Below are 11,828 nucleotides of genomic sequence, written 5' to 3'. Positions count from 1 at the left end.
TGCCCTTATTTAAACTGTTTGAGGAAACGCAGATCGTTTTCGAAGAATGCGCGCAAATCGGTCACGCCATAACGCAGCATGGTCAGACGCTCCATGCCCATGCCGAAGGCGAAGCCGGAGTAAACTTCCGGATCGATGCCGACGTTACGCAGTACGTTCGGGTGCACCATGCCGCAGCCCAGCACTTCCAGCCATTTACCGTTTTTACCCATCACGTCAACTTCTGCAGACGGCTCGGTGAACGGGAAGTAGGACGGACGGAAGCGTACCTGCAGATCTTCTTCGAAGAAGTTATTCAGGAAATCGTGCAGGGTACCTTTCAGATTGGTGAAGCTGATGTTCTTATCAACAATCAGACCTTCCATCTGATGGAACATCGGGGTGTGGGTCTGATCGTAATCGTTACGATAGACGCGGCCCGGCGCGATAATACGAATTGGCGGCTGCTGGTTTTCCATGGTGCGGATCTGTACGCCAGAAGTCTGAGTACGCAGCAGACGGGTCGCATCGAACCAGAAGGTATCATGGTCGGCGCGAGCCGGATGGTGACCCGGAATGTTCAGCGCATCGAAGTTATGATAGTCATCTTCGATTTCCGGGCCAGTCGCCACGGTAAAGCCGAGTTCGCCGAAGAAGTTTTCGATACGATCGATGGTGCGGGTAACCGGATGTAAACCGCCGTTTTCGATGCGGCGACCCGGCAGCGAGACGTCGATGGTCTCTGCCGCCAGACGGGCATTGAGCGCGGCGCCTTCCAGCTCAGCCTTACGCGCGTTCAGCGCCTGCTGCACCTGCTCTTTCGCTTCGTTAATGACCGCACCCGCTGCCGGGCGCTCTTCCGGCGGCAACTCACGCAGGGTGGTCATTTGCAGGGTCAGATGCCCTTTTTTACCCAGATATTCAACGCGGACGTTGTCCAGCGCGGCAACATCTGATGCCTCGTTAATGGCTGCCTTGGCACTGGCAACCAGCTCTGCGAGATGTGACATGGTTTTCCTCATTATGTCGGTGCAGACACCGGTTTTAGTGAAATAAATATCCCGAATCTATATACGAAAAAAGCCTCCACAGGGGAGGCTTTCTGGCGCTGTTTTCCGTTTCTTCTTTCACGCGCTAGCCTCCTGAGTTCAGGTGCTAAAGTAAAAAAAGAAGCGGAAAATAGCAGCATTCATGCTTGCATTACCTTGTCTGGTAAGAAATGTCAGACCTGTATTGAAAAGCCTGCACGGATAAAAGTCAATGTATTGATAGTGTTGAAACGAAAAGAGGGAGACAAGCTCCCTCTTTCAACTGGCTTATGCCAGAGCTGCTTTCGCTTTTTCGACCAGAGCGGTGAACGCTAATTTGTCGAATACGGCGATGTCAGCCAGGATCTTACGGTCGATTTCAACAGAGGCTTTTTTCAGGCCGTTGATGAATTTGCTGTAAGAAATACCGTTCTGACGTGCTGCTGCGTTGATACGCGCAATCCACAGTTGGCGGAACTGACGCTTTTTCTGACGACGGTCACGATAAGCGTACTGACCAGCTTTGATAACAGCCTGGAAGGCAACGCGGTATACGCGAGAACGCGCACCGTAGTAACCTTTAGCTTGTTTCAAAATTTTCTTGTGACGTGCACGGGCAACTACACCACGTTTTACGCGAGCCATATGTGCTCTCCTGTATCTATTCTAATTAAAAAGTTAAAAGGGTTAACGACTTATGCGTACGGCAGGCACGCGATTACCAGGCCCAGATCGCCTTTGGAAACCATGGCTTTCGGACGCAGGTGACGTTTACGCTTGGTAGCTTTTTTGGTCAGAATGTGACGCAGGTTAGCGTGCTTGTGCTTAAAACCACCTTTACCGGTTTTTTTGAAGCGCTTTGCAGCACCGCGTACGGTCTTAATTTTTGGCATTTTAATAACTTCCACTTCGCATTGTTAATAAACGAAACAAAGGCGAACAAACCAGTGAGCCGAAGCCCACCGGAATGTTACTTGATGGCCTTACTGTTTCTTCTTCGGAGCGAGCACCATGATCATCTGGCGGCCTTCGATCTTCGTTGGGAAGGATTCGACTACTGCCAGTTCAACCAGATCGTCTTTCACGCGATTAAGCACTTCCATACCGATCTGTTGGTGGGCCATCTCACGACCGCGGAAACGCAGCGTGATCTTGGCCTTATCGCCATCTTCGAGAAAGCGAATCAGGCTGCGGAGTTTTACCTGATAGTCACCTTCATCAGTACCAGGGCGGAATTTAATTTCCTTAACCTGGATAACTTTCTGCTTCTTCTTCTGTTCCTTAGAAGACTTACTCTTTTCATAAAGGAACTTGCCGTAGTCCATGATACGACAAACTGGCGGTTCGGCGTTAGGGCTGATTTCAACTAAATCTACTCCAGCCTCTTCAGCCTTTTCGATAGCTTCTCTCAGACTCACAATACCCAGCTGCTCACCTTCCAGACCAGTTAAGCGAACTTCCTGGGCGCGAATCTCGCCATTAATACGATTCGGACGTGCCGTTTGAACTCGTTTTCCGCCTTTAATACCTTATTCCTCCAGTTGTTGAAGACTGCGGCTGCGAATCTCTTGTTGCAGCTTCTCGATCACTTCATTTACGTCCATGCTGCCGAGGTCTTTACCGCGACGGGTACGCACGGCCACTTTGCCGGCTTCGACTTCTTTGTCGCCACAGACCAACATATACGGGACACGACGTAAAGTGTGCTCGCGGATTTTAAAGCCAATCTTCTCATTTCTCAAGTCCGCTTTTACGCGAATGCCCGCATTTTGTAGTTTACGCGTCAATTCGTTAACGTATTCAGACTGAGAATCAGTAATATTCATGACCACTACCTGCACTGGCGCAAGCCAGGTTGGGAAGAAGCCAGCGAACTCTTCGGTCAGGATGCCGATGAAGCGCTCCAGCGAGCCGAGAATCGCGCGGTGAATCATTACTGGTACCTGACGCTCGTTGTTTTCGCCAACATAAGAGGCGCTTAAACGCTGCGGCAGGGAGAAGTCCAGCTGTACAGTACCGCACTGCCATGCACGATCGAGGCAGTCATACAGGGTAAATTCAATTTTCGGGCCGTAGAACGCCCCTTCGCCCAATTGATATTCAAATGGGATGTTGTTTTCTTCCAGCGCCACCGCCAGATCCGCTTCCGCGCGATCCCAGGTCTCATCGCTACCGATACGTTTTTCCGGGCGAGTAGACAGCTTGACGACGATTTTCTCGAAGCCAAAGGTGCTGTACATATCATAAACCATACGAATACAGGCGTTCACTTCATCGCGAACCTGATCTTCAGTACAGAAGATATGCGCATCATCCTGAGTAAAGCCACGAACGCGCATCAGGCCATGCAGCGCGCCCGACGGTTCGTTACGGTGGCAGCTACCGAATTCAGCCATACGCAGCGGCAGATCGCGGTAAGATTTCAACCCCTGGTTGAAGATCTGCACGTGACCCGGGCAGTTCATCGGCTTAATGCAGTATTCACGGTTCTCGGAAGAGGTGGTGAACATCGCATCTTTGTAGTTGTCCCAGTGGCCGGTTTTTTCCCACAGCACACGGTCCATCATGAACGGGCCTTTAACTTCCTGATACTGATACTCTTTCAGTTTCGAACGAACGAAAGTTTCCAGTTCACGGAAGATAGTCCAGCCGTCATTGTGCCAGAACACCATACCCGGCGCTTCTTCCTGCATATGATACAGGTCAAGCTGTTTACCAATTTTACGGTGATCGCGCTTAGCGGCTTCTTCCAGACGCTGCAGGTAGGCGTTCAGCGCTTTTTTATCTGCCCAGGCAGTGCCGTAGATACGCTGCAACATTTTATTGTTGCTGTCGCCACGCCAGTACGCGCCAGCGGTTTTCATCAGTTTGAAGTGATGGCAGAAACGCATATTCGGTACGTGCGGACCGCGGCACATATCGATATATTCTTCGTGATGATACAAGCCTGGCTTGTCATCATGGCCGATGTTTTCGTCAAGAATAGAAACTTTATAGGGTTCGCCGCGCTTCACGAAGGTTTCACGCGCTTCGTGCCAGCTGACTTTCTTCTTGATGACATCGTAGTTTTTCTCGGCGAGCTCGTGCATACGTTTTTCGAGCGCGTCGATGTCTTCCTGAGTCAGGGTGTGGTCCAGATCGACATCATAGTAAAAACCGTTGTCGACAACCGGGCCAATGGCCATTTTAGTGTTCGGCCACAGCTGTTTGATCGCATGACCTAACAGGTGAGCGCAGGAGTGACGAATGATCTCCAGGCCGTCTTCATCTTTTGCGGTGATAATAGAAAGCGTGGAGTCAGTTTCGATCGGGTCGCAGGCGTCAACCAGCTCACCGTTTACACGTCCGGCGATGGTGGCTTTCGCCAGGCCTGGACCGATATCCAGAGCGACATCCATCGGGCTAACTGCGTGGTCGAAATGGCGTTGGCTGCCATCAGGAAGCGTAATTACAGGCATTTTATGTCCTTATTTGCAGTGGTGCCCCGCACGAAAGAGCACATACAAAACAATATAATCATAATTATCAACGAGTTGTGGCTCAGCTCCCGCTTCACTCTGCGAAAATATGAGTACGCCCGTCTATCTATTGAACCGCCCTCACCTGCAGCCGCTCGTTGATAACACCGAGGGTTAGTGTACACATCATTACTGCGCGATTAAAGTCGCAATAACTAAATGGTTATTCTTCTTTTAAATAGCAAGGGGCGTTGACAATTTGTCGTGGCAATTCCCGCTTAAACCACACGGTTAATTAACCGATAAATTACCTGAAATGAAGAAATAAATGCCACCACCGCTAAAAAACGAAATGAAAAAATCATCCGTAATAGTGAGTATTCATACCCGGCAGGAAATAACAGGAATCAGGCCGGTTGCCCGGCCTGAAAATTACATTTTATAACCGAGCGATAAGGTGGTGCGGCGGTCGGTATGCTCCGGCGCCGAAGCCGGCGGCTGCGAGTTCCACGTCAGGTTATAGGCGACACGCAGCGCAAAGTGGGCGTTGATTGCCACATTTAATGCGCTTTCCGAGTTCAGCGTCGTGTCTTCAGCGCCGAATACCGAAACACCTTGAGTAAATTTGGCGTTATCGGTCATCTGCCATGCCCAGGTGCCGGAGGCGTACCCCAGCGGCTGAGTTTCGTTATCGCCATCGGTATACTCGTCGTAACGCACGCCCGGACCAAATTCAAAACGCAGGCTGTGAACCGGGCCGTTGAGGATCTGGCGACCATAACCGGCAGTCAGCACGTCGCGCTGTTGATAGCCGTTGTAGCGATCGGTCAGCCAGCTGGCCTGGCCAAATACATAGTTCATATCGGTCAGGTTATAACGACTACGGCCGCCAACGGCATATTTCTCCGAAGAGCGTTGATCGTTAGAGGACGTGTTGCTCGCATTGCCCCACAGTGACCAGGCCGTGGTATCGCCGTACCAGGTCAACGTGGAGTCAGCGGTCATTGAGGAGCTTTTCGTGTTGCCGGACTGAGCGAGATAACCCGCATTCACAGCACCTTCGAAAGGTTTTTTGGCAGTGGAAGGGTCATCCATGACGGTAAAAACGGAATCATCGGCCAGTGCGTTTACAGACGCAAAAAGCCCCCCCGCCAGCAATGCCGCTGCGGGTACTGTCTTCAAAAGCTTCATTATAACTCTCTAAAATACATATCTTCAGGACAGTACAAATGATGAATGGACCAGCGATCCCTTCATTTAATTTAGAGTCCGTACAACATTTAAGGAGACCAGGCAGGTCCCGGAAACTTTCGCGAGGCGCGCTGAATGCGAGTCCTAAGAAAGGCGCTTGATTATAAAAAAGCACGAATAACTTAGCAATCAGTTGCTATTTCGTTTTTTGAATAAGACTGTTCCCAAAACAATCTTTATTTCATAAAGATAAAAACCCAGACATCTTTGTAAATCCATCGTCCGCCCCGCTTCCCCTCACTCCATTTCAGTGCCATGCTTAAAAAAGCAGCTTTATTCGTATTAAGGAGGAACAGGATGACCAAAATTTATACGCTCACGCTGGCCCCATCACTCGATAGCGCAACGCTGACACCGCAAATATACCCTGAAGGCAAGTTACGCTGTAGCGCACCGGTATTCGAACCCGGAGGCGGCGGGATCAACGTCGCCCGGGCCATTACCTTTCTGGGCGGTAAAGCGACGGCGATTTTCCCGGTTGGGGGCGCCACCGGCGAGCATCTTACCGCCCTGATGGCTGATGAGCAGGTCCCGGTCGAAACAATAGAAACCCGCGACTGGACGCGGCAGAACTTACATGTGCATGTCGATGCCAGCGGCGAACAATATCGCTTTGTCATGCCCGGCGCGGCGCTAACCGAAGAGGAGTTCCGTCGCCTGGAAGAGAAAGTACTCGCGATTGAGCCCGGTTCTCTGCTGGTTATCAGCGGCAGTCTGCCGCCCGGAATCAGCGTCGAGCATCTGACTCAACTGGTAAAAAACGCGCAGCAGCACGGGCTACGTTGCATCATCGACAGCTCCGGCGATGCGCTGGCCGCCGCGCTGGATGTCGGCAACATCGAGCTGGTCAAACCGAACCAGAAAGAGCTTAGCGCGCTGGTACAGCGCGACCTCAGCCAGCCTGACGACGTGCGTAATGCCGCGCTGGAACTGATCCGCTCCGGAAAAGTACGCCGGGTTGTGGTTTCGCTGGGTCCGCAGGGGGCGCTGGGAGTTGATGCCACCGGCAGCGTACAGGTGGTGCCGCCACCGATGAAAAGCCAGAGCACCGTTGGCGCGGGTGACAGTATGGTCGGCGCAATGACGCTACGTCTGGCGGAACATGCCTCGCTTGAGGATATGGTCCGCTTTGGCGTTGCCGCTGGTAGCGCCGCCACGATTAACTACGGCACCCGCCTGTGTTCATTAACCAACACGCAGAAAATCTACGATTACCTGTGTGGCCGCTAGTATCGACACCCTTCACCCGGGTGAAGGGGGTCAATTCGCTACCATGGTCTATGCTAGAAATTCCATGCATAACAACAGAGTGAAAAATGAGCAACGATATTACCGCGCACGTGATCACCGTTAAGTTCCAGGAACAAGCGCTGACTGAGATTAACGAGCTCAGCAATCATTTCATTCGCGCAGGTTTCGTCCTGACGCTCAACGACGATGATGGCAAAACCCATGATTTAGGTACTAACACATTTGGCCTGCTGAGCGCACAAAGCCCCGAAGACGTTCGGGCATTAAGCGCAGGTCTCGCGGAAGCCGCTTTAGGCAGGCCGGCAGAGATCGCCATCACCACATTTAGCGAATGGTTAAAAGCTCAATAAGTGCGATCGCCATCGTGGAAGACGTCAGTTGTGCGTTAGCTCGAACTTTACGGCCAGGTTATACGCTAACCTTATGATATGGTGGAAAACATGGGGAGAGACAGCATGTGGCAAGCTATTAGCAATTTGTTAAGCGAGCAGCACACTGACGGCGCTGAAATCGAACTGCGCAACGAGCTACCCGGCGGAGAGATCCATGCCGCCTGGCATTTACGTTTTGGCGGAAAAGATTATTTCGTCAAATGCGATGAACGCGAACTGCTCCCCATTTTTACCGCGGAGGCGGACCAGCTGGAGCTGCTCTCGCGCTGTAAAACCGTCAGCGTTCCACAGGTTTTTGCCGTCGGCAGCGACCGGGATTACAGTTTTCTGGTGATGGAATATTTGCCGCCGCGACCGCTGGACGCGCATAACGCGTTTCTGCTTGGTCAGCAGATCGCCCATTTACATCAGTGGAGCGACCAGCCGCAGTTTGGCCTTGATTTTGACAACGATCTGTCGACGACCCCGCAGCCGAATGCCTGGCAGCGCCGCTGGTCAACGTTTTTCGCTGAACAACGCATTGGCTGGCAGCTGGAGCTAGCGGCGGAAAAAGGACTGCACTTCGGCGATATCGACAACATTGTCGAAAGTGTACAGCAGCGGCTCAGCAGCCATCAGCCGCAGCCTTCTTTATTACATGGCGACTTGTGGTCCGGGAACTGCGCGCTAGGGCCCAATGGGCCGTATATTTTCGATCCGGCATGTTATTGGGGCGATCGCGAATGCGATCTGGCAATGCTGCCTCTGCATCCGGAACAACCGCCGCAGATTTACGATGGCTATCAGTCGGTCTCGCCGCTGCCCGCTGGTTTCCTTGAACGGCAACCGATTTACCAGCTATACACTTTACTTAATCGGGCAATTCTGTTCGGCGGCCAGCACCTGGTCACCGCGCAAAAAGCGCTCGATGAAGCCCTGCAATAGGCGTAAAAAAAGGCCCTCAAAAGGGCCTTTTTCATCAGCGAGCTTAATCCATTTTTACGCCGTTTAAGCGGAATTTGATGTTCATCGTCAAACCCGTTCCCGGCCTGCCTGCCTCGTAGCGCCATTTGCGCATCGCGGTTTTGACATCACGCTCAAACATATTGGCCGGCTTCGCAGAGAGTATCTGGATATTCTCCACCCGACCATCGGCGGTGACATCAAATTTCACGCGCACGTCACCTTCAATACGCAGCGCCTGCGCACGTTGCGGGTAAGACGGGTCGCCGCGTTTCAACGCTTTAGGACCGCTCGGCGCGGTGGTCATCGGTTTTGCCGTTGCCGCCGTGGTACTCGGGGCAGTACGCGCAGGCGCCGTATTGTTATTCTCAAACGGCGAGACCGGGCGCGGCTCAGCGGGCTTCACCTCGCGTTTCGGCTCGACTTTTTTCTCCGGCTTAGGCTTTGGTTTCGGCTTGGGTTTGGGTTTGGGCTTCGGCTCCGGTTTGTGGATAACCACTGGCGCCTCTTTTGGCGGCTCAGGCACCACTTCAGGCTCCGGTTCCGGCTCCGGTTCAACAACGGGTTCAACGACCGGCTGCGCCGCCTGCGGAGGCTCTAAATCCGCCGGCGCCACCATCGTGATTTCGATTGGCTGTGAAGGCGAAGGCTTTTCAATAACCTGATGTACCGAGGTATAAAGCAACCCCGCCACAACGGCACCGTGGATAGCCACGGACAGCAGCGTTGGCCACGGAAAGCGGCGAGGTAAATCAAGGGTCATTGCGCTCATAGTCGTTTCTGTTGAAAAATGATGCCGTGATTTTAAATGCAAATAGCAATCATATTCAATAAGACGTGTTATCTTGCATCAAATTTTGCCTCGTTTTGTGGAAAAAAACCGGCGTGCCGTGGCATGCTAAAGGCGTGCACATCTTACATTGCTGCCCATAACGCTTTCACGTCACGTGATTTGCCTATTTTTTGATTAAGGAGCCTTGCCGTGCTTTACGTCATCTACGCAGAAGATATCGCCGATTCTCTGGAAAAACGCCAGGCGGTGCGCCCTGCCCATCTGGCGCGCCTACAACTATTACATGATGAAGGCCGTTTACTGACCGCAGGCCCGATGCCCGCGGTGGATAGCAATGAACCTGGCGCGGCAGGATTTAGCGGCTCAACGGTTATCGCAGAATTTGAATCGCTGGAAGCGGCGCAGTCCTGGGCCAACGATGACCCCTATATCGCCGCGGGCGTCTATCAGCACGTCTCGGTGAAACCTTACAAGAAAGTATTTTAGTTAAGCAAATTAGCTAGTTAATATCAGTAAGATATACCAATCATAATATAGCGATCATTCTGTAAAGGACGCATTTAGGTACACTAAGTGCAGAATGGTCGCCCTTCCTTGGATCCTCGATACGTCTTCACTTTCAGTCTGACCACTGGAGGTTGATATGTGCGGACGCTTCTCCCAGTCAATGACCCGTGAAGATTATCTTTCCTGTCTTGCCGATGAAGCCGATCGTGACATCGCATATGACCCGGAGCCGATTGGTCGATACAACGTCGCGCCCGGTACCAAAGTTTTGCTTCTGAGCGAACGCGATAGAACGTGGCATCGGAAATGCCCTGCTTACCGCAGACCTCCGGCACGGACGTCTCCAGTTCAGCCTGCTTCAGGGCAAAAACCATCTGTTCTTCGGTGAATCGTGACTTTTTCATCGGCACCACCTCCGTTCAGGGAGTGTAGATCATGCCGGCATTCTGTTTCTGAATGGTGCAGGATTTCGGGTCAGGGTCACAGCCGCAGTGTTCATGCAACCTTTCGTACCGGTATTGATCAACAGGTGGCCAATTCCGGGTTTGTTTCCTATTTTTTAAACCAGAACCCTTTCTTTAAGGCAATGAGGTCATGCTGAACACGTGGATCATCCTGATTGTGGCCATCGCGGCCGAAACCTTTGCAACAACCATGGTCAGAGCATCAGAAGGATTCACACGCCTGCTTCCTTCCCTTGGGGTCGTCGCCGGTTATGCCGTGTCATTTTACGGACTCTCTCAGGTCGTTAAGGTCATGAATCTGGGGATCGCTTACGCGATATGGGCCGGCCTGGGCATCTTTCTTGTCTCCATTTTTTCCTGGTTTCTCTTCGGCCAGAAGCTTGATCTTCCCGCCATTGCAGGGATGGGCTTGATACTGTCGGGGGTGGTGGTCATTCAGCTGTTTTCCTCCACCGTCACGCACTGATATTATCTGCAGGTACTGGATATGCCGAAACGTATACAGATTGCAGAAAAAAACTATCTTCCTGCCCTCATTATCTGGCCCGTCATTTATCTTATTCTGGCATTTATCTCTCTGAAACTGGACGATCCGCAAAATCGTGTAGCGATGGTCTGGTTTCCTGCCGGGGCTGCTGTCAGCGCTTTCCTTTCTCTGCCGCGACGATTCTGGCCCGCAATGTATATCGTGCTCTTTGCTGCCCGCGCAGGGATGGATCTGCTGATGCGCCATTCTTCGGAAACATCCCTGATACTTTCCCTGATTTCAGTCAGTGGTGACGTTACAGTGGCGCTGGCCGTACAGCACTACAGTCGTGGACAGGATGATTTTCGTAAGGTGTGTGTCTGGCTAATCAGTACCCTGATCATCAGCGCGCTGGCTGGTATGGCAGCAGCAGGATGGCTGTCTTCGCGTCATCCCGTGTCTTTTGCGGATACCACTGCTTTGTGGTGGGCGGCAAATGTCAGCGGCAACATCGTCGCCACTACCATACTGACAGGTCTGACATGGGAGCCAGCCCGGAAGGCAACGGGGGACGTCGTAAAGACCCTCGCCAGCGTGCTGTTGGTCGCGGTGATTGCCATACTCATTTTCTCTTCCCCTTCCGGGGAAGAGTCCCGGGCGGGGCTCATTTACGGACTGGCCTGCTTGCCGGTCCTGTTGACTGCTGTCGTCCCGGTCATCGCCGGTGCCCAGGCCGGCGCGCTGGCTTTTCTGGCACTGAGCATCGTTGTGGTTTCCTTTTCATGGCACCAGACAGGCCCCTTTTTTATTAAAGGCCTGGATCCGGGCGAACCGCTGCTTCTCGCTCAGGGATACCTGTCCGGTACGGCCATCCTGACTATCTTTGTCCGGCTGTTACTGCGGTTGCCGGATAAGCTAAACGGTCCGGGGCGTAAGCAGATGCATCACGAAGAAACCGCCTTTCGCATGGATATCCGAAGTGGCCGGATCGACTGGGATCTGCAGGGAACACCGGTGCTGGCAGATACGGTGGCACACCTGCCTGACAGAAAAATCCTGCTCCAGAGCGTGGATACTGCTGTCAGGCAACAGTTAACATCACGCTGGGAACAGGCGATCCGCGGCCTGCCCGTAGGCGGATCGTTGATATTTCGGCTTACATTGCCGGGAGATGAGCACGTAATGATCTGCGAGCGGGGACTATTCTTTTTGCCCGGTACAACAGGTGGATTCCTCGTCGGATACTGGTTACCCGCCAGTGGTCCGGTTTCCGTTATCCGTCCGGAGGACCACTGAA

General features: G+C 52.5%; 14 protein-coding genes, 2 pseudogenes and 1 other annotated feature. Of the genes and pseudogenes, 7 read left to right on the top strand and 9 right to left on the bottom strand.

Annotated features, from left to right (window positions below; translation table 11 throughout):
* Window positions 1-5 precede the first annotated feature (5 nt).
* The 7 genes from pheS to ABLV08_RS17655 all read right to left on the bottom strand — a co-directional run bounded on the left by pheS (window position 6) and on the right by ABLV08_RS17655 (window position 5,656).
* Window positions 6-989: a phenylalanine--tRNA ligase subunit alpha gene (gene pheS / locus ABLV08_RS17685; protein WP_015367044.1), complete on the bottom strand. Its 984-nt coding sequence runs from the start codon at window positions 987-989 to the stop codon at window positions 6-8.
* A 63-nt stretch (window positions 990-1,052) separates the two neighbouring features.
* Window positions 1,053-1,177, bottom strand: a sequence feature (Phe leader region).
* Entirely contained in the window at window positions 1,128-1,172 is a 45-nt protein-coding gene (gene pheM / locus ABLV08_RS17680) for a pheST operon leader peptide PheM (RefSeq protein WP_001386830.1), read from the bottom strand. It overlaps the preceding feature by 45 nt.
* A 118-nt stretch (window positions 1,178-1,295) precedes the next feature.
* Window positions 1,296-1,652 (bottom strand): 50S ribosomal protein L20, encoded by a 357-nt coding sequence (gene rplT / locus ABLV08_RS17675; protein ID WP_004102963.1) that lies wholly within the window; start codon window positions 1,650-1,652, stop codon window positions 1,296-1,298.
* A gap of 50 nt (window positions 1,653-1,702) precedes the next feature.
* Entirely contained in the window at window positions 1,703-1,900 is a 198-nt protein-coding gene (rpmI, locus tag ABLV08_RS17670) for a 50S ribosomal protein L35 (protein WP_001124225.1), read from the bottom strand.
* A gap of 90 nt (window positions 1,901-1,990) precedes the next feature.
* Window positions 1,991-2,533 (bottom strand): translation initiation factor IF-3, encoded by a 543-nt coding sequence (gene infC / locus ABLV08_RS17665; RefSeq protein ID WP_004189469.1) that lies wholly within the window; start codon window positions 2,531-2,533, stop codon window positions 1,991-1,993.
* 3 nt (window positions 2,534-2,536) lie between these two features.
* A complete protein-coding gene (thrS, locus tag ABLV08_RS17660; protein WP_015367045.1) occupies window positions 2,537-4,465 on the bottom strand; it encodes a threonine--tRNA ligase in 1,929 nt (642 codons plus the stop codon).
* 432 nt (window positions 4,466-4,897) lie between these two features.
* A complete protein-coding gene (locus tag ABLV08_RS17655) occupies window positions 4,898-5,656 on the bottom strand; it encodes a YdiY family protein (RefSeq protein WP_015705111.1) in 759 nt (252 codons plus the stop codon).
* 357 nt (window positions 5,657-6,013) lie between these two features.
* Between ABLV08_RS17655 and pfkB the strand changes: the two genes are divergently transcribed.
* From pfkB to ABLV08_RS17640, 3 genes are all read left to right on the top strand, one after another.
* Window positions 6,014-6,946 (top strand): 6-phosphofructokinase II, encoded by a 933-nt coding sequence (gene pfkB, locus ABLV08_RS17650; protein WP_348856085.1) that lies wholly within the window; start codon window positions 6,014-6,016, stop codon window positions 6,944-6,946.
* A gap of 86 nt (window positions 6,947-7,032) precedes the next feature.
* Window positions 7,033-7,317, top strand: coding sequence for a type V toxin-antitoxin system endoribonuclease antitoxin GhoS (ghoS, locus tag ABLV08_RS17645; protein ID WP_015367048.1), 285 nt, complete (start codon window positions 7,033-7,035; stop codon window positions 7,315-7,317).
* A gap of 105 nt (window positions 7,318-7,422) precedes the next feature.
* Entirely contained in the window at window positions 7,423-8,283 is an 861-nt protein-coding gene (locus tag ABLV08_RS17640) for a fructosamine kinase family protein (RefSeq protein WP_015705109.1), read from the top strand.
* A gap of 43 nt (window positions 8,284-8,326) precedes the next feature.
* Here ABLV08_RS17640 and tonB read toward each other — a convergent pair whose 3' ends face one another.
* On the bottom strand, window positions 8,327-9,073 hold the full coding sequence (gene tonB, locus ABLV08_RS17635; protein ID WP_032711427.1) for a TonB system transport protein TonB: 747 nt from the start codon (window positions 9,071-9,073) through the stop codon (window positions 8,327-8,329).
* A 210-nt stretch (window positions 9,074-9,283) separates the two neighbouring features.
* On the opposite strand from tonB, the gene ABLV08_RS17630 reads away from it, so the two are divergent.
* Complete coding sequence (locus ABLV08_RS17630; protein ID WP_015367051.1) at window positions 9,284-9,580, top strand: YciI family protein; 297 nt, start codon at window positions 9,284-9,286, stop codon at window positions 9,578-9,580.
* A gap of 157 nt (window positions 9,581-9,737) precedes the next feature.
* Window positions 9,738-9,890 (top strand): annotated as a pseudogene (locus ABLV08_RS17625) (SOS response-associated peptidase); the annotation flags it as partial.
* On the opposite strand, the pseudogene ABLV08_RS17620 reads toward ABLV08_RS17625, so the two are convergent.
* Window positions 9,889-10,005, bottom strand: a pseudogene (locus ABLV08_RS17620) (transposase); the annotation flags it as partial. The pseudogenes ABLV08_RS17625 and ABLV08_RS17620 overlap by 2 nt on opposite strands.
* Before the next feature lie 190 nt (window positions 10,006-10,195).
* Between ABLV08_RS17620 and ABLV08_RS17615 the strand changes: the two are divergent.
* On the top strand, window positions 10,196-10,531 hold the full coding sequence (locus ABLV08_RS17615) for an SMR family transporter (RefSeq protein ID WP_015367055.1): 336 nt from the start codon (window positions 10,196-10,198) through the stop codon (window positions 10,529-10,531).
* Window positions 10,532-10,552: 21 nt separating this feature from the next.
* Window positions 10,553-11,827 carry an MASE1 domain-containing protein gene (locus tag ABLV08_RS17610; protein WP_045385830.1) on the top strand — a complete coding sequence of 425 codons (1,275 nt, stop codon included), beginning with the start codon at window positions 10,553-10,555 and terminating at the stop codon, window positions 11,825-11,827.
* The last annotated feature ends 1 nt before the right edge of the window (window position 11,828 follow it).

It is taken from the genome of Klebsiella sp. CN_Kp088, from assembly GCF_040064335.1.
In the GTDB taxonomy this organism is placed as follows: domain Bacteria; phylum Pseudomonadota; class Gammaproteobacteria; order Enterobacterales; family Enterobacteriaceae; genus Klebsiella; species Klebsiella aerogenes.
The sequence above is the reverse complement of the archived record's forward strand: the minus strand, read 5'-3'. Positions and strand labels throughout refer to the sequence as shown.